The organism is Brachybacterium sp. SYSU DS0246, from assembly GCF_059391765.1.
This window is the reverse complement of sequence record NZ_JBZXYT010000036.1, coordinates 1-17,195: the sequence shown is the minus strand read 5'-3', so window position 1 is coordinate 17,195 and position 17,195 is coordinate 1. Positions and strand designations below refer to the sequence as shown.

Sequence of the window (17,195 nt, the reverse complement as noted above, 5' to 3'; positions counted from 1 at the left end):
GTCCGCCCGGCGTCAGGCCGCGCAGACCCCGAGCGAGACGGGCCGGCTGCTGGGATCGGACTCGAGCCAGCGGGCGAGTTCGACGGGATGGAAGCGGTACTCGGCGAGGCGATCCAGGGGAAGCCAGGCGGTGCCCACCTGCCCCGGATCCGGCTCGGTGCCGATACCCGGTTCCTCGCCCTCGACCAGGCCGGCCCAGTAGGCCACGCTGACCTGGTGGAACGGCGGGATGAGGAGCTCGTAGAGGCAGGCCAGCTGGTGAACCTCGACCAGTGCCCCGATCTCCTCGCGGCACTCGCGGATCAGCGCCGACACCTGGTCCTCGCCGTGCTCCTGGCCGCCGCCCGGCGGGGCGTACACATCGCTGCCGTCGGGATCGATGTAGTGATTCATGAGCACGTGCGCATCGCGGACGATCAGCGCCTTCACTCCCAGTCGCGGTGAGCTCACGCGCGATCCTCCTCTCTCTGGCCAGGGTCGACGTTACCCAGCTGTGCCATCGCGCGCTCGCGCAGCTGCTCGTCGTCGGCCGCGGCCAGCAGATCCGCGACGGCCGACTCGTCCCGCAGCACGCCCACCAGTCGCTGCAGCGTCGCCAGGTGCTCCGTGGCGTCGCGGAGCAGGGGCATGGCCACCAGCTGCACGTCCACGGTGCCGCCGCTGCCGCCCATCTCCCCGAACGGCACGGGCCGGGCCAGGGTCGCCAGCGCGAGGCCGGGGACAAGGACATGCTCGGGATCGGCATGCGGGATCGCGGTGGGGATCGGCGTCGGCAGGCCCGTGGGGTAGCGCAGCTCGCGCTGGTGCAGGGCGTCGGGGAAGCCGGGCGTCACCGCGCCGTCGTCCAGCAGCCGTCCGGCCAGGGTGCGCAGCACGTCCTCGGCGCTGGCCACGTCGAGGCCGGAGAGGACGACGCCGAGCTCGAGGCGCGGCGCAGCAGGGTCGCGGTGACGAGGATCTGTGGTCATGGGGCCTCCCGGGTCGGTGCCACAGATTCTGTCATCCCCTCGCCCCGGCCCTGCGTACGCTGGGCGGATCCGTTCCCGCGCGTCCCAGGAGAACCGTATGCCCGCACCTCGCGACACCGCCGTGATCGTGCGGGCGGCCCGGCTCTACTACGAGCAGGGCCGTTCGCAGACGGAGGTCGCCCACGAGCTCGGGCTCTCGCGCTCGAACGTCTCCCGGATCCTCACCCAGGCGCGGGACCGCGGAATCGTCGAGATCGCGATCCACGACCCCGACGGACCGCCGCGGCGTGACGAGGCCCTGGAGGCGGCGCTGCGGGCGGCGTTCTCCCTGCGCGAGGCCCATGTCGTCTCGGCGCCGCGCACCACCGCGATGGAGGCGGTGGCCCGCCAGGGAGCTGCCGCGCTGGCCGAACGGGCCGCGCACGTGGGCGGCATCGGCGTCTCCTGGGGGCAGACGGTCCAGAACGTGGTCGCCCAGCTCGATTCCCTGCAGCTGCGGCCGACGCCCCGCGTCCTGCCCCTGGTGGGCGGGCACAGCGCGCTGGACCAGTTCGACTCCGGTGACTCCGTGCTCCGGGTGCTCGCCTCGCGGCTGGGCGCGCGACCGGAGACCCTGTACGCGCCGGCGGTGCTGGAATCGGCGACCACAGCGGCCACCCTGCGCTCCGAGTCGAGCATCGGGAAGGTGCTCGCCGCCGCCGCGCAGGTCGAGCTCGCCCTGGTGGGCATCGGATCCGTGGGCCTGCATTCCTCCCCGCACATCGTCTCGCTGATGAACCTCAGCGAGACCGAGCGCGCCGCCTTCGAGGCGCAGGACCCCGTGGGCGACGTGTGCGGGCGGTTCGTCGATGCGCACGGGGTGCCGCTGGGGGCGCCGACGGACCAGCGCGTGCTCGCGGTGACCTTCTCCGAGCTGCTGCGGATCCCCGAGGTGGTCGGCGTCGCGGCCGGCGCCGAGAAGGCCCCCGGGGTGCGCGGCGTGCTGCGCAGCGGGGCGATCGACACCGCGATCGTCGACGCCGAGCTGGCCCGGGAGATCCTCGCCCGCGCCTGATCCTCGCACGCGCCTTGCCCTGGAGCGCGCTCCAGGAGTCACACTCGGACCATGACCGATGGGATCGCGATCGCCGATGCGGCGGGGCAGCTCGCCCTGACCTCGGACACGCTGCGCTACTACGAACGGGCCGGCCTGCTGCTGCGGCCCGTGCCCCGCTCGGCCAGCGGGCAGCGCCGCTACGAGGACCCTGACCTCGCCTGGATCGCGCTGATCACGAGGCTGCGCGCGACGGACATGCCGATCCGCGAGATCCGCCGGTACGCCGATCTGGTGCGGGCGGGGGCGGGCAACGAGCAGGAACGGCTCGAGCTGCTGCAGGCCCACCGGCAGGTCGTGCTCACCCAGCTCGCCGACGTCACCGCCCACCTCGGGGCGATCGAGCAGAAGATCGGTATCTACGAGGACGCGCTTGACGTGGAGCGCGCTCCAAGGAGTTGTCTGGATCCATGACCATCACACAGCGCACCCTCGGCACCGCCTCCCCGCTCACCGTCTCCACCCTCGGCCTCGGCTGCATGGGCATGTCGGAGTTCTACGGCACCCCCGATCACGCCGGCGGCATCGCCACCATCCACCGGGCCCTCGACCTCGGGGTCACGTTCCTCGACACCGCCGACATGTACGGCCCGTTCACCAACGAGAAGCTCGTGGGCGAGGCCATCGCCTCCGCCCCGCTGGCCCGCGATCGGATCCAGCTGGCCACGAAGTTCGGCAACGAACGACGGGCCGACGGCTCCATGGTCGGCATCAACGGCCGTCCCGAGTACGTCCGCGCCGCCTGCGACGCCTCGCTGCAGCGGCTCGGCCTGGACCACATCGACCTGTACTACCAGCACCGGGTGGATCCGCAAGTCCCGATCGAGGAGACCGTCGGAGCGATGAAGGAGCTGGTCGAGGCCGGGAAGGTCCGCCACCTCGGGCTGTCAGAGGCCTCCGCGGCGACGATCCGCCGCGCCCACGCCGTCCACCCCATCACGGCTCTGCAGACCGAGTACTCGCTGTTCACCCGCGACATCGAGGACGAGATCCTGCCGACCCTCAGCGACCTCGGGATCGGACTGGTCCCCTACTCCCCGCTGGGCCGCGGCATCCTCACCGGCGCCATCGATCGCTCGACGCTCAAGGACGGCGACAGCCGCGCCGCCGGCAGGTTCCCGCGATTCGAGGGCTCGGCGCTCGATGCCAACCTGGAGCTGGTCGCGCGAGTGCGGGCGATCGCCGAGCGCGTGGGATGCACCCCGGGCCAGCTCGCCCTGGCCTGGGTCCTCGCCCAGGGCGAGGACGTGACGCCGATCCCGGGCACGAAGCGTGTGCGCTACCTCGAGGAGAATGTCGGCGCGGCCGACGTGACGCTGGATGCCGCCACGCTGAGGGAGCTCGTCGAGGCCGTGCCGCGGGACGCCGTGGCGGGCGAGCGCTACGGCGACATGTCGACCATCGACCGCTGAGCTCTCAGGCCTGCCCCTTCAGCACCTGCTGGAAGCGGGCGGTGAGCTCGAGATCCACGGGCAGCTGCTGGTCGTCGAGGTGGGAGATCGGCGCGGCCAGGCGGGTGGAGGACAGCAGCCACGCGCCGTCGGCCGAAGTCACGTCGGTAGGGACCATCAGCTGCTCGCGGGTCTGCGTGCCCTCGCGTTGCAGGACGTCGAAGAGGCTGGTCACGCTGGTGCCGGGCAGCACGCCCGCGCTGACGGGAGTGGTGCTGTAGGTGTCGCCGTGGCGCACCAGCAGCGTGGACGTCGGCCCTTCGAGGACGTAGCCGTCGGTGGAGACGAACAGGACGTCGTCGGCGCCGCGGCGCCGGGCCTCGCGGGTCGCGGCCATGTTCACGGCGTAGCTGAGGGTCTTCACGCCCGGCAGCAGCCAGGGACTGGTCTCGGTGACGGTGGTGGACAGGCCGCGGTCCAGCGCGGCGACGCGGATGCCGGCGCGGTACGGCGTCCAGTCGTCCGAGACGCGGGCGTGGATCCAGCAGGTGGGGGTGCCCGTGCCCTCGATGCCGCGCGTGAGCATCACGCGAACGGTCAGCTCGGGCACCGCCGGGTGCTCCGCGATCGCCGCGTCGATCGCCTGGGCGATGGTCTGCTGGTCCGGCTCCGGCAGTTCGGCCAGGGACGCGCTGCGTGCCAGTCGCTCCAGGTGGGGGCCGACGTTGACGGCCTTGCCGTCGAACACGCCGATCGTCTCGAAGACGCCGTCGCCGCGGGTGGCGACCAGGTCCGTGACCGAGAGCTGAGGGGCGTCGGGGTCGGCGAGGACGAAGAGATCGCCGCCGTCGGTCGGGGCCCCGGCGGCGCCGGGAACGAGGACGAGGACCGGGGCGGGAGTGTCCGTGCTGGACGAGGTCATGGCGCTGCTCCTGAGGTGAGGCGACCGGACCTCTCAGGATAGACCCTGCCGGCCCGTCAGCCGCGATGCTCCTGCGTGGAGTGGCCGATGCTCTCGCCGATGGCCGGGCCGCTGCCTTCGCCCGGTCCCATGACGTCGCCGATCATCTCGAGGATCCGGTCCAGGAGGGAGCCGCCCTCGTCGCCACCGGCGATCTCGATGCGTCCGCCCATGGTGGTGGCGCCGCTGGACTCCCCGCCGTCGACGAGACCCTGCATCCCGATCGGCATGCCACCACCGCCCGACGGGCCTCCGCCCTCGGTGCCTGCGGCTTCGGAGCCGAGCGCCTCCCCGGCGCCGCCTCCGGATTCGCCGCCGCCGGCGCCGCCACCGGAGCTTGAGCCGCCGCCGCTGCCTCCGGCTGAGCCGCCGCCCCCGCTGCCGTCGCCCGCGCCGCTGGAGTCGCTGCCGCTGGTGCCGGAGCTGTCGCTGCCGCCCGATGTGCTGTCGGCAGAGGTGCCGTCGGTGAGCGGGCCGTTGCCGATCACGTTGCCCAGGCCTCCGCCGAGGCCGAGGCCTGTCAGCAGATCCTGCAGACCCATTCCGGAATCGAGAGCGCGATCCAGGATGCCGGACAGCATTCCGCCGGTCAGGCTGCCCAGCAGCCCGCCCTGGAACGCGGCCCGGCCCTCCGGGGTACTGAGTGCTTCGCGCAGCATCCCGGCCATGCCGTCGTCGCCTCCGAACACGCCTTCTGCCAGGCCCATGCCGGCGCCACCTGGGCCGCCGGAACTGCCGCCGGTCGCGCCGCCCGGACTGCCCGCGCCCGCACCGCCGCCGCTGCCGCTGCCGCTGCCGCTGCCGCTGCCACCCGAACCTCCGGCGCCGCCGCCACCGCCGCTGGACGTCGGGCCGTCGACGGTGGAGGCTGCCTCCTGCTCGTCGGCGTGACCCATCAGACGGCGCGCGTGGTGGCGCAGCTCGACGGAGCAGTCCTGCAGTCCCGGCCGGACCTTGCCGGTCCAGTCGGCGCGGAACGCGTCGGCGTCCTCGCCCACCCACTCGATGGTGTCGATGGTCGAGGACAGCCTCGCCTCCAGATCGGCCAGGAGCTCCGCTCTGCGCACGTAAATGGACCCGACCGACCGCAAGGCCTCGGTGTCCGCCCCCCAGAAGTGATTCATCGGCCCCTCGTCTCCCTCATCCCCACACCACGCCCCGTGATGCTCCCCATGTGATGGCTCCACCGTATGGTCGTCGCACGATGGCGGCCATGGGGAGGACTACCCATGCCATCGGCAGTTCTCGCGAATCCGCCCGCAGTCGTACAGTGAGCGATCGTGACCGGCACTTCCCCGCAGACCTCCTCCGCGTCCCACGCCCCGTGGTGGGCCGTCCCGGCCGCCGTCGTCGGCGGCGTCATGGGCGCCACCCAGGCACGCATCAACTCCGACCTCGCCGCCGAGCTCGAGGACGGCTTCGTCGCCTCCGTCATCTCCTTCGGCTCCGGTCTCGTGCTGATCCTGGTGCTGGTGGCCCTGATGCCGCGCCTGCGCCGGCTCTCCGGCACGTTCTGGCGGGACCTGCGCACCGGGGCCTTCCCCTGGTATCTCGCGATCGGCGGTCTGGGCGGGGCGACGTACGTGCTGGGACAGTCGTTCTCCGTGGCGCTGCTCGGGGTGGCGCTGTTCATCGTCTGCGTGGTCGCCGGTCAGACGGTGACCGGGCTGGTCGTGGACCGGGTGGGGCTCGGCCCCGGCGGCGTGCGCCACCTGACCCCGATGCGCCTGATCGGTGCCGGGCTGATGGTGGTCTCCGTGATCCTGGCGATGTCGCGCGGGATCAGCACCGAGGCGCCCTGGTATCTGCTCGCGCTGCCGATGGTGGCCGGCGTCGCCATGGGCCTGCAGCAGGCCACCAACGGGCGCGTCACCCAGCACAGCGGCCATTTCATGGTCGCCACGCTGGGCAACTTCGTGGTCGGCACGGCGGCGCTGGGCCTGGCCGCGCTGGCGCACGTGCTCGTCGCCGGGCCGCCCGAGGCGCTGCCGGCGAACCCGCTGCTCTACCTCGGCGGCCCGATCGGCGTCGTGTTCATCGCCATGGCCGCCTATCTGGCGGGCCCGCTGGGCGTGCTGACCCTGGCGATGTCGACCATCGCCGGGCAGATCGTGGCCTCGGTCGTCATCGACGCCATCGCCGCGCCCGGGCACCTCACACCGTTGACGATCACCGGCGCCGTGCTGACCCTGGTCGCCGCCGCGGTCACGGCCTCGGCCCGCCGGCCCCGAGCCTGAGGACCGCGCGCCCGCGGGTCAGCCGGCGAGGACCACGATCCGGCCGCGTTCGCGCCAGATGACGTGGAGGTCCAGCGGGTCGCCGGGGACATCGGCGTCGATGAGGTCGACGCGGGCGCCGCGGGGTGCCTCGCGCAGATCCGCCACGGCGACGGCATGTCCGGGGAGGTCGACGATGTCCGTGGTGGCCGGGGCCTGCAGGGGCACCTCGACCGGGTCGGCCGTCTCGTCCATGCCCAGGATCTCGGCGAACAGGTGGCCCTCCATGAGCTGCTCGGCGGCCTCCGTGCGGGCCTCGCCCTCGTCGTCGCGCTCGGCGAGGGCGTTCAGCGTGGCCTCGAGGGCGTCGGCGAATCGCTCCAGATAGCCGCCCAGGTTCGGTGCGGCCAGGTACAGGGCGAGGTCCTCGCCGATGCCGTAGACGGCGCCGGGCGCTCCGTCGGGATCGATCGTGAGGATCACCGCGGCATCGGGCGTCTCGTACAGCGGGTAGAACGAGGTGGCCTCGCCCAGCAGCGTGTAGGGGCCGACGTCGGTGCGGTCCTCGATCTGCAGGGTCAGGACCCTCTGGCCGCACAGCTCGATGCCGCCGAGCTCGTCGGCGACCTGCTCGAGCGCGGGCGGCGGGTCCGCGGCGACCTCCTCCTCGGTCATGGCGAGACCGGGGATCAGGGCGACGTCCTGCTCATGGGTGCGGGCGAGGGAATCGATCCGATCCAGCACCGGCCGTACCGACAGCACGGGCAGGATGGGGGCCTCGGTGGGCCAGGGCAGGGAGTTGTTCATCGGCGTGCTCACGGCCTCAGTCTGTCACCCGATGGGCCGCCGCGCCGGGGCGCGTGATGGCGACCGACGCCGTCCCGGCCCGCTCGGGGTGCCTCGCCCGGTAGGCCTCCAGCCAGCGGCCGGCGAACTGCTCCGCCTCCACGGCGTCGACCAGGGCCCAGACGCTCCCGCCGAAGCCCGCTCCGAAGGCGCTCGCGGCGTGGGCACCCAGCTCCCGGGCCAGTCTCTGCAGGGTGATCGTCTCGGGTACCTGGTTGCGCAGGCCCCTCTCGGCGCCGGCCTGGGAGTCGTCGGCCAGGCGCCCGAACTCGGCGAGGTCGCCTTCCTCGAGGGCGAGTGCTGCGGCGGGGACGATCCGCTCGGACTCGGCGAGGAACTGCTCGAGGCGCCCGGCGAGGTAGTCGTCGTCGGCCGCGAGTTCCCGCAGGCGCTGAACGCTCGCGGGCCCGCTGCCGATCGCGGCGGCGAGAGAGGCGTCGAGCCTGCCGGTGTCCTCTTGCCAGCGACGCAGGATCTCGCCCACGGCGAGGGAGACCCGGTTGTAGTCCTCGCGGGCGGCGCCGGTCTTGGCGGCCTCCACCCCGCTGACGGCGATCACCAGGGCGAGCTCGTCCCCCAGCGCCACCGTGCGTTCGTGGCGGACGGGGCAGAAGGAGTACTGGACCAGGGCGCCGGGGACCCCGCAGAGCATCGCGGTGTGGTCCTCGCTGCCGCCGAACGTCCCCACCCCGCGGTGGCCGCTCAGCTCCCCGAAGCTCTGCCCGTTCTCGACCGTGCCGAGGTACTCGCCGAGCTGCTCGGGCGTGGTGATCGCGGTGGCGAAGGCCGGCTCGGCGGCGAGGCCGGAGAGGTCGATCAGCGCGAGGGCGAGGCCGACGACGAGCGCGGAGGAGCTGGACATGCCCGCGGCCAGGGGCAGTGTGGTGGTCACGGTGAGATCGGCCCCGCGCAGGCGGCCGCGAAAATTCGCCGCGAGCCGGGCGGCGACCGTGCGGACGTAGCCGCTCCAGTGCCCGTCGGCCTCGCCGGTGGGCTCCTCGAGGCGGTCGAGGTCGAGGTCGACGGTCTCACCGGCCTCCTCGGAGCGCACCCGCAGCAGGCGGTCCGCGCGGGCCGTGGCGGTGACGGTGTGCCCGGCATCGACCGCGGCGAGCAGGGAGCGGCCTCCGGCGTAGTCGGTGTGCTTGCCGAGCACCTCGATGCGGCCGGGCACGAACCAGCGGGTCCGCTGCGGTGCGTCGCGGGCGGCTCGAGTCAGCGCGGTCAGCGCGTCGGTCACAGCCGCACCTCGGTCCCGGCGAGGGCTTCCTGCATGGAGGCGATGTCGCCGCGGGAGGACATGTCCAGCACCCCGGCGGCCGACGGGACGACGGTGACGCTCTCGCCCTCGCTCACCAGCAGCCGCACGGCGTCGATGATCTCGTACTCCCCGCGCACGGACGGCTCGATGCGCGCGCAGGCGTCGAAGATCGCGGGGGTGAACAGCCAGGCGTTCATGGACACGGGCGCATCCTCACCGTAGGCGGCGAGGGTCTGCTCGTCGGGCTTCTCGACGATGTCGCGCAGGTGGCCGTGCTCGTCGGCGGCGACGAGGGCGAAGGCGCGTACGCGGTCGGCGGGGATGTTGGAGCGCTCGACCATGGCGGCACGATCGAAGCCCACCAGGGCGGTGCCGGGGGCGGCGGCGAGCGCGGCGAGGGCCTCGCGCGGATAGTAGTTGTCGGAATTGACGACGATGACCCGCTCCTCGCCGGCGAAGCCGCGGGCGGCCGCGACGGCGTCGGCGGTGCCGCGCGGTTCGGCCTGGATCGCGGTGGTCACGGCGACCCGGCCACCGCTGACCGCCGCGGCGTACTCGCGCAGCGCATCGTGCTCGGGGCCGATGACCAGACACACCTCGGTGACACCGACGTCGGCGAGCGCGGAGATGACGTAGTCGAGGAAGGGGCGGCCCACGTCGATCAGGGCCTTGACGCCGCTGGCGGCCACGGCGGCCTGGGCCGGGTCGAGCTGCGCGGCGTCGTCGGCCCTGCGCATGCGGGTGCCGAGGCCGCGCGCGAGGATCACGGCCCGACGGCCGGGGGCGGGAACGGTGGTGTCGGTGGCGCTCACCCGGGTGAGTCTAGAGAGCCGACACCGGAGTGTGAGCCCTATCGCGAAGGCGACCACGGAGCCTGCAGGGTTTCTAGGCTGGTCAGCGCCGCGTCCGGTCGCGGCAGGAAGCGAGACCTCATGACCACCACGGCTGCCCCGCAGTCCTCCGCCGCGCGCTCCCCGTGGTGCATCGCCTGGGCCTCCATGGTGGGCACCTCGCTCGAACAGTTCGACTTCTATCTCTACGCCTACTTCTCGGCGTTCTTCGTCGGCCCGCTGTTCTTCGAGCCCCTGGGCCCGGCCGGCTCGACGCTGGCGTCGTTCAGCACCATCGCGGTCTCCTTCGTGATCCGGCCCGTCGGGGCGCTCATCTTCGGGCACCTCGGTGACCGGATCGGGCGGCGCGCCACCCTGCTGTGGACGGTCTCGCTGATGGGCGTGGCCACCGGGCTCATCGGGCTGCTGCCCACGTACGCCCAGGCGGGCTGGTTCGGTGCGATCGGCCTGGTGCTGATGCGCCTGGTCCAGGGCATCTCGCTCGGCGGCGAGTGGGGCGGCTCGGTGCTGCTGGCGACCGAGCACTCCCGGCCCCTGAAGCGCGCCTTCTACGCGGCGATCCCGCAGCTCGGCTCCCCCATCGGCTCGATCCTCTCGGCGGCGGTGTTCATCGTGCTCTCGGTGACACTGCCCGAATCGGCGATGAGCAGCTGGGGCTGGCGCCTGCCCTTCCTGCTGGCGATCCCGCTGCTGCTGGTCTCGGTCTACCTGCGGCGCCGGGTCGAGGAGACGCCGGTGTTCATGCGGCTCGCGCGGGAGGGCGGCCGCGAACGGATCCCGCTGGCCGAGATGTTCCGCTCCCGGCCGTTGGCCCTGGTCATCGCGATCGGCGCCGCCCAGCTGGGCATCGGCTCCTATGCGCTGATGAACACCTACACGATGAACTACGGCTCGGCGGTGCTGGGCTACCCGTATCTGCAGCTGCTGACCGCGGCCACCATCGGCGCTCTCCTGCAGCTGGTGACGATCCCGCTGTTCGGGGCGCTCGCGGCGCGCATCGGCTCGGCGCTGGTGGTGGGCCTCGGAGCGGCCGGCACGGCGCTGATCGCCTTCCCGATGTACCTCCTGCTGCAGTCGGCGGGGTTCGGGGTGCTGGTGGCGATGATGGTCATCGGCGGCATTCTGCCCACCATGTCCTGGGCGGCGCTCGGCGGCCTCATGAGCGACCTCTTCCCGGCCCGGTTCCGCCTGTCGGCGCTGTCGCTGAGCTACGCCGTGGCCGCGACGGTCAGCGGGCTCGTGCCGCTGGCGACCGCGGGCCTGGGCGCCTGGACGGCGCAGGCGTGGTGGCATCCCGGCGTCGTGCTGGTGGCGCTGTCCGCGGTCACGCTGGTCGCGGCGATCGCGGCGGGCCGTCACGCCGCGCGGTCGGACTGACCGGTCCCGGGGACGTATCGTGGGCGCCGCGTCAGGCAGCACCTCAGCCGCGCAGCATCACCGCTGATGCCGGCCCTGTCCCCGGAGGCTCCTCATGTCCGTTCTCGATCGCAGCGCGATCATCGCGCCCGTCCGCTTCAATCGCTGGCTGATCCCGCCGGCGGCGCTGGCCATCCACCTCTCGATCGGCCAGGTCTATGCCTTCAGCGTCTTCAAGTCGCCGCTGCAGGGCCGCTTCGACGTCGGCGAGGTCGCCGTCGGCTGGATCTTCTCCCTGGCCATCGCGATGCTCGGCATCTCCTCGGCGGTGCTGGGCACGTGGGTCGAGCGCGTCGGCCCGCGCATGGCGATGGTCGCCGCGGGCGGGTTCTGGGTCGCCGGTTTCCTGGTCTCATCCCTCGGCATCTCCACCGGCCAGCTGTGGCTGGTCTACCTCGGGTACGGGGTGATCGGCGGGATCGGCCTGGGCATCGGGTACATCGCGCCGGTCTCGACGCTGATGAAGTGGTTCCCCGACCGGCCCGGCCTGGCCACCGGACTGGCGATCATGGGCTTCGGCGGCGGCGCGCTCATCGCGAGCCCCGCCTCGAACCGGCTGATGGCGCTGTACGGCGGCGGCCCGGAGGCCGAGAACCTCGTCGCGGGACTCACGCCGACCTTCGTGACCCTGGCCGTGTGCTACCTGATCGTCATCGCGGCCGGGGCCTACGTGGTGCGCCTGCCCCACCCGGACTGGAAGCCGACGGGCTGGAGCCCCGAGCAGGCCAGCGCCCATGCGGCGCAGACCCGCGGCGCGGTCTCGGCGAAGCAGGCCATCCGCACCCCGCAGTTCTGGTTCCTGTGGATCGTGCTGTTCACCAACGTCACCGCCGGCATCGGCATCCTCGAGAACGCCTCGCCCATGGTCCAGGACGGGTTCGGCATCGGTGCCGCGGCGGCGGCCGGGTTCGTCGGCCTGCTGTCGATCGCCAACATGGCCGGCCGGTTCATCTGGTCCACCACCTCGGACTATCTGGGCCGCAAGGTCAACTACGCCCTGTACCTCTCCGTCGGCGCCGTGCTGTACCTGGTGCTGGCGACCGTCGGCTCCACCTCGCTGGCGATCTTCGTGATCTCGGCGCTGGTGATCATCTCCTTCTACGGCGGCGGCTTCGCCACGGTCCCCGCGTATCTCAAGGACCTGTTCGGGGTGTACCAGGTCGGCGCGATCCACGGCCGGCTGCTGACGGCATGGTCCGCGGCCGGTATCGCCGGGCCGCTGATCGTCAACAGCATCGTCGAATCGCAGGCCGCCGCCGGCCACGACGGCATGGACCTGTACCGCCTGTCCATGTGGGTCATGGTGGGCGTGCTGGTGGTGGGCTTCGTGGCGAACCTGCTGATCCGCGCCGTGAGCTCCGCGCACGTCGAGGACGAGAGCGTGGTCGCCGAGAAGGCCCGCGCCGACCGCGCCGGAGCCACGGAGGCGAGGACCGGCAGCGGCGCCGGCGGGGCGAGCGGAGGCGCCGCACGCGAGTCCAGCACTCCGGCGGAGACCGCGGCGGCCGTGTTCCTCGCCGTCGCCGTCGTGATCGGCCTGGCCTACGGCCTGTTCCAGACCGCCATCCGCGCCGCGGAGCTGTTCACGGGCTGACGAGGCGGGTCAACGGCAGCTGCCGGGGTAGCGGGCGAGGAAGTCCAGCAGTGCGCCGTTGAACGCGGCGGGGTGGCTGAGGGGGATGCCGTGGGGTCCGCCGCGGATCACGTGCATCTCGCTGTGGGCGACGGCGTTGTACGTGCGCTTCGCGGAGCCGTCGCAGGGGACCGTCCGGTCGCCGTCCCCGTGCAGGATGAGGGTGGGCACGGTGATCTGCTCGAGGTCCTTGCGGAAGTCGGTGCGCCCGAAGGCGTCCATGGTCGCCAGCGCGGCCGGCCGGGTCGCCTGATGGCACATCGCCAGCGCATCGGCCAGCTGCTGCTCGGTGACCTGGAGCCCGTCGGCCGTGGAGAAGACCTCGCGCAGGAACGAGTCGTAGAAGCCGGGCGGGTCCAGCGCGAGGTCCTTGGCCATCCCGGCGGCCTGCGCCGGGGGCAGCGGCCCGTCGGGATTGCCGGGGGTGCGCAGCATCATCGGCGTCACCGCGGAGGCCAGCACGATGCTGCGCAGGCGGTCCTCGCCGTGCCGGCGGATGTAGCGGACCACCTCTCCCCCGCCCATGGAGAACCCCACCAGGCTGACCTCGCGCAGGTCGAGCTCTTCCAGGACCGCCGCCAGGTCGTCGGCGAGCGTGTCGTACCCGTAGCCGGTGGCCGGCTTGCTGCTGCGCCCTGACCCGCGGCGGTCGTAGGCGATCACGCGGTAGCCGGCCCGCCGCAGGATGGGCACCTGACGGACCCAGGACGCCGAGGACAGCGGCCAGCCGTGCAGCAGCACCACGGGCCTGCCATGATCCCCGGTGTCCTCCAGGTGCAGCGAGACCTCCCCGAACAGCCTCCCCGGGGTGGAGATCGTGCCGGCCATGGGAGTCCCTCCTTCAGCGCCCGCCACGGGGACTGTGACGACGACCACTATCCGGCGGCTCCGTCTCCACCGCAAGCACAGGATTCCGGCCCCCGGCGTTCGCCCAGGCCCGTCCGTCGCAACCCCGCTGACCGCTCGGTCTCGATCCGCGGCGGCGACCGCGCACCGCGCAGACGGCCATGCTTGGATGAGCCGCAGCATCCACCCCGGCCGGGAGGTCACCATGGGACGCGAAGTCGGCTCGACCGAGTTCACGCGCAGTCAGCGCACCTTCTACCGGCGCGTCCTGCGCCGCAACCTCGACGTCTTCGAGTCCTTCCTGGACTCGGCGGAGTTCATCGACGAGGGCACCGTCGGCGTCGAGCTCGAGATGAACCTCGCCGACGCCGAGGACTTCAGCCCCGCGCTGCTCGCGGACACCGTGCTCGAGGAGCTCGGCGACGAGGACTTCGTCCACGAGGTGGGCCGGTTCAACGTCGAGACGAACCTGCCCGTCACCCACCCCGGCGGCCCGGGCCTGCGCGAGCTCGAAGAGGCGCTGTCCGCCCGCATCGAGCGCGCGGACCGCACCGCGACCGCCCACGGCGCGCGCATCGTGCCGATCGGGCACCTGCCCACGATCACCGAGGATCTGTTCGCCGACGACTCCTGGCGCGCCCCCGGGGCCCGGTACGAGGTGCTCGAGGCGAGCGTCATGGAGGCGCGCGGCGAGGAGATCCAGCTGCGCATCGAGGGCGAGGGCAAGGGGCTGGACGCCACCTTCGACTCCGTCGGCCCCGAGGCGGCGTGCACCTCCCTGCAGCTGCACCTGCAGATCCCGCCGGAGGATTTCGCCGACGCCTGGAACGCGGCCCAGGCCGTGGCCGGCCCGCAGGTGGCGCTGGCGGCGAACTCCCCGTTCCTGATGGGCAAGCGGCTGTGGCACGAGACCAGAATCCCGGTGTTCATGCAGTCGATGGACACGCGCCCGCCGGAGTACGCGGACCAGGGCGTGCGCCCGCGCGTGTGGTTCGGCGAGCGCTGGATCACCTCGATGTTCGACCTGTTCGAGGAGAACGTGCGATTGTTCCCGGCGCTGATCCCGGAATCGCGCGACATGGCCGACGAACCGCTGCTGACCGAGGGCTCCTCGCCGCGCCTGCACGAGCTGATGCTGCACAACAGCACGGTGTGGCGCTGGAACCGCCCCATCTACGACCCCGGCACGGACGTCCCCCACCTGCGGCTGGAGAACCGCATCCTGCCGGCGGGGCCGACGGCCGCGGACATGGCCGCCAATGCCGCCTTCTTCTACGGGCTCATGCACGCTCTCGTCCACGAGCGCCGGCCGCTGTGGTCGCGGATGAGCTTCGAGCAGGCCGACGAGACCTTCCAGCAGTGCGCCCGCTGGGGTCTGGAGGCGCGCGTGCGCTGGCCCAAGGTGGGCCGGGTCCGGGTCGCCGATCTGCTGCAGGAGCACCTGATCCCCCAGGCCATGGACGGGCTGCGGGACCTCGGGGCCGACGGGGACGTGGTCGACCACTACGGCGAGCTGCTCGCCGCGCGCGCCCGCACCGGCCGCAACGGCGCCCGCTGGCAGATCGACACCGTCACCTCGCTCGAGGTGCGCGGAGCGAGCCGCCCCGAGGCGCTCTCGGAGATGACGCGCCTGTACCGAAAGGCCGTGGAGACCGGGGAGCCGGTGCACGCCTGGCCGGTGCCGGCGCGGCAGCGGACCTGAGCCGGGCCTCCGCCGGGGGCACGCGACCATCTGACGTCCACATCTCAGGATGACGTCTCACTGGGCGGTACATTGCCTCGCATGAGTACCAAGATCCCGAACTCTCCCCCCGCGGACGCCGCCCGCACCTCCGAGGACCGCTCCGCACGTCTCGCGGTCACCGTCTTCCCCGCCCTCGTCGTCCTCGCCGCGCTGTTCGCCTTCTTCGTGCCCGCCGTGGGTCAGGCGATCGCGCCGCTGATCAGCCTGTTCCTGGGCATCATCATGTTCGCGATGGGGCTGACCCTCACGATCCCCGATTTCACGCTGGTCGCCCGGCGGCCGCTGCCCATCCTGATCGGCATCCTCGCCCAGTTCGTGATCATGCCGCTGGTGGGGCTGGGGATCGCGCTGCTGCTGCAGCTGCCGCCCGAGCTCGCCGTCGGCGTCATCCTGGTCGGCTGCGCACCGGGCGGGACCAGCTCGAACGTCATCGCCTACCTCTCCAAGGCGGACACCGCCCTGTCGGTCACGATGACCTCGATCTCCACGCTGCTCGCGCCGGTCTTCACCCCACTGCTGACGCTGTGGCTGGCCGGCTCGTACCTGCCGGTCGCCGCGGGAGACATGGCGCTGTCCATCGTCCAGATCGTGCTGATACCTGTCGTCGCCGGCGTCGTGATCCGGCTGCTGCTGAGCCGCCTGGTGGACCGTGTGCTGCCGGTGCTGCCGTGGGTGAGCGTCGCCGGCATCTCCGTCGTCGTCCTCGCCGTGGTCAGCGGCAGCACGGAGACCATCGTCTCCGCGGGCGCGCTGGTGCTGCTGGCCGTCGTGCTGCACAACGCCGTCGGCTACCTCGCCGGGTACTGGCTGGCCCGCGCCCTGAAGCAGGGAGAGCGCGCCGCGCGGACCACCTCCATCGAGGTGGGGATGCAGAACTCCGGGCTGGCCGCGACGCTCGCCGCGAGCGCCTTCAGCCCGGCTGCGGCCCTGCCCGGCGCGGTGTTCTCGATCTGGCACAACCTCTCGGGCGCGCTGCTGGCGGTCTACCACCGCCGCAGCGCCGAGAGGAAGGCCCCGGCCACGGAGCGCTGATCCCTCCCCGAGCACACGTTCGCCCCCGCTCCGGTCTCGAACCAGGGCGGGGGCGAACAGTGTTATGGGCTCAGCGACCCTCGGGCCGGCCGTGCTCGGGCAGCTCGGCCCGGCCGCTGCCGGTGCGGGCCGGCAGGGTGGCGGGGCCGTCGACCGGCTCGACGTCCTCGCCGTTGCCGTCCTCCTCGTAGGGATCGCGCATGACCGGGGCCTCGCCCATCGCCTCGGGCTCGACCACCATCTCGTCGGTGTCGTAGTCGTCGTCGTCCTCGCGACGCTCGTACTCCTCCGGCGGCAGCACCTGCTTCCATTCGCGGGTGCGCATCCGCGGCAGCTCGCCGGCGTCCTCCTGCAGCGCTCGGTACAGGGCGTACATCTGGAAGTAGCCCATGACGAAGAACGGCAGGCCGACGAGGATGATCGTGGACTGCAGGGCCTCGAGGCCCCCGGTGCCGGAGAAGACCAGCAGCGTCGCGGTGACCAGGCCGATCGCCACGCCCCAGAAGATGCGCTGGCCGAGCGGGTTGTAGTCCTCGTGGCCGTTGGCCATCGAGTCGGTGATCAGTGCGGCGGAGTCCACCGAGGTCACGAAGAAGACGATCACCAGCACGATGGCGACGGCGGAGACGAAGGTCGCCAGCGGGTAGTGGCTGAGGAAGGAGAACAGCGCGCCGGGCACGTCGCCGTTGTCCACCACGGTCTCGACCAGGCCGCCGTCACCGTTGAGCTCGATGTTGAACGAGGAGAAGCCGAAGATGCCGAACCAGACGACCGAGAAGGCGGAGGGCACGGCGAGCACGCCGGAGACGAATTGGCGGATGGTGCGGCCCTTGGAGATGCGGGCGATGAAGATGCCCACGAACGGCGACCAGGTGATGGTCCAGGCCCAGTAGAAGACCGTCCAGGTGTTCTGCCAGCCGGTGTTGGCGAAGGTGTC

The 17,195-nt window shown here is 72.2% G+C and carries 17 protein-coding genes; 8 read left to right on the top strand and 9 right to left on the bottom strand.

Annotation, left to right across the window (positions count from 1 at the left end; genetic code table 11):
• Nucleotides 1-12 precede the first annotated feature (12 nt).
• Both AC5020_RS14965 and AC5020_RS14960 read right to left on the bottom strand, forming a co-directional pair.
• Nucleotides 13-450, bottom strand: a complete 438-nt coding sequence (locus tag AC5020_RS14965) for an NUDIX domain-containing protein (protein ID WP_377804019.1) — start codon at nt 448-450, stop codon at nt 13-15.
• Nucleotides 447-968, bottom strand: a complete 522-nt coding sequence (locus AC5020_RS14960; RefSeq protein WP_464988856.1) for a PTS sugar transporter subunit IIA — start codon at nt 966-968, stop codon at nt 447-449. Before AC5020_RS14960 ends, AC5020_RS14965 begins: the two co-directional genes overlap by 4 nt.
• 97 nt (nt 969-1,065) lie before the next feature.
• On the opposite strand from AC5020_RS14960, the gene AC5020_RS14955 reads away from it, so the two are divergent.
• Genes AC5020_RS14955 through AC5020_RS14945 form a run of 3 tightly spaced genes read left to right on the top strand, consistent with a single transcriptional unit; the run spans nt 1,066 to nt 3,473 of the window.
• Nucleotides 1,066-2,022, top strand: a complete 957-nt coding sequence (locus AC5020_RS14955) for a sugar-binding transcriptional regulator (protein ID WP_464988855.1) — start codon at nt 1,066-1,068, stop codon at nt 2,020-2,022.
• A 51-nt stretch (nt 2,023-2,073) separates the two neighbouring features.
• Nucleotides 2,074-2,475, top strand: a complete 402-nt coding sequence (locus AC5020_RS14950; protein ID WP_377018859.1) for a MerR family transcriptional regulator — start codon at nt 2,074-2,076, stop codon at nt 2,473-2,475.
• 2 nt (nt 2,476-2,477) lie between these two features.
• Nucleotides 2,478-3,473, top strand: a complete 996-nt coding sequence (locus tag AC5020_RS14945; RefSeq protein WP_494564447.1) for an aldo/keto reductase — start codon at nt 2,478-2,480, stop codon at nt 3,471-3,473.
• A 4-nt stretch (nt 3,474-3,477) separates the two neighbouring features.
• On the opposite strand, the gene AC5020_RS14940 is transcribed toward AC5020_RS14945, so the two are convergent.
• Together AC5020_RS14940 and AC5020_RS14935 are read right to left on the bottom strand one after the other, a co-directional pair.
• Entirely contained in the window at nt 3,478-4,374 is an 897-nt protein-coding gene (locus AC5020_RS14940) for an aminodeoxychorismate lyase (RefSeq protein WP_464988853.1), read from the bottom strand.
• Between the two features lie 56 nt (nt 4,375-4,430).
• Entirely contained in the window at nt 4,431-5,537 is a 1,107-nt protein-coding gene (locus AC5020_RS14935) for a WXG100 family type VII secretion target (protein WP_464988852.1), read from the bottom strand.
• Between the two features lie 156 nt (nt 5,538-5,693).
• Between AC5020_RS14935 and AC5020_RS14930 the strand changes: the two genes are divergently transcribed.
• Nucleotides 5,694-6,650, top strand: coding sequence for a DMT family transporter (locus AC5020_RS14930; protein WP_464988851.1), 957 nt, complete (start codon nt 5,694-5,696; stop codon nt 6,648-6,650).
• An 18-nt stretch (nt 6,651-6,668) separates the two neighbouring features.
• On the opposite strand, the gene AC5020_RS14925 is transcribed toward AC5020_RS14930, so the two are convergent.
• Genes AC5020_RS14925 through AC5020_RS14915 form a run of 3 tightly spaced genes read right to left on the bottom strand, consistent with a single transcriptional unit; the run spans nt 6,669 to nt 9,548 of the window.
• Nucleotides 6,669-7,448, bottom strand: a complete 780-nt coding sequence (locus AC5020_RS14925) for a profilin (RefSeq protein WP_464988850.1) — start codon at nt 7,446-7,448, stop codon at nt 6,669-6,671.
• Nucleotides 7,449-7,452: 4 nt separating this feature from the next.
• Nucleotides 7,453-8,715, bottom strand: a complete 1,263-nt coding sequence (locus AC5020_RS14920) for a galactokinase family protein (RefSeq protein WP_464988849.1) — start codon at nt 8,713-8,715, stop codon at nt 7,453-7,455.
• A complete protein-coding gene (locus tag AC5020_RS14915) occupies nt 8,712-9,548 on the bottom strand; it encodes a nucleotidyltransferase family protein (RefSeq protein WP_494564446.1) in 837 nt (278 codons plus the stop codon). Before AC5020_RS14915 ends, AC5020_RS14920 begins: the two co-directional genes overlap by 4 nt.
• A 120-nt stretch (nt 9,549-9,668) precedes the next feature.
• On the opposite strand from AC5020_RS14915, the gene AC5020_RS14910 reads away from it, so the two are divergent.
• Nucleotides 9,669-10,964, top strand: coding sequence for an MFS transporter (locus AC5020_RS14910; protein ID WP_464988848.1), 1,296 nt, complete (start codon nt 9,669-9,671; stop codon nt 10,962-10,964).
• A gap of 94 nt (nt 10,965-11,058) precedes the next feature.
• Nucleotides 11,059-12,597, top strand: coding sequence for an L-lactate MFS transporter (locus AC5020_RS14905; RefSeq protein WP_464988847.1), 1,539 nt, complete (start codon nt 11,059-11,061; stop codon nt 12,595-12,597).
• Nucleotides 12,598-12,606: 9 nt separating this feature from the next.
• Here the strand turns inward: AC5020_RS14905 and AC5020_RS14900 are convergent, their stop codons facing one another.
• Nucleotides 12,607-13,464 carry an alpha/beta fold hydrolase gene (locus AC5020_RS14900; RefSeq protein WP_464988846.1) on the bottom strand — a complete coding sequence of 286 codons (858 nt, stop codon included), beginning with the start codon at nt 13,462-13,464 and terminating at the stop codon, nt 12,607-12,609.
• Between the two features lie 223 nt (nt 13,465-13,687).
• Between AC5020_RS14900 and AC5020_RS14895 the strand changes: the two genes are divergently transcribed.
• A complete protein-coding gene (locus tag AC5020_RS14895) occupies nt 13,688-15,184 on the top strand; it encodes a glutamate-cysteine ligase family protein (RefSeq protein ID WP_377792316.1) in 1,497 nt (498 codons plus the stop codon).
• 81 nt (nt 15,185-15,265) lie between these two features.
• Complete coding sequence (locus AC5020_RS14890) at nt 15,266-16,258, top strand: bile acid:sodium symporter family protein (protein ID WP_464988844.1); 993 nt, start codon at nt 15,266-15,268, stop codon at nt 16,256-16,258.
• A gap of 70 nt (nt 16,259-16,328) precedes the next feature.
• Here AC5020_RS14890 and AC5020_RS14885 read toward each other — a convergent pair.
• A partial coding sequence (locus AC5020_RS14885; RefSeq protein ID WP_464988843.1) for a BCCT family transporter occupies nt 16,329-17,195 on the bottom strand: 867 nt, incomplete at its 5' end.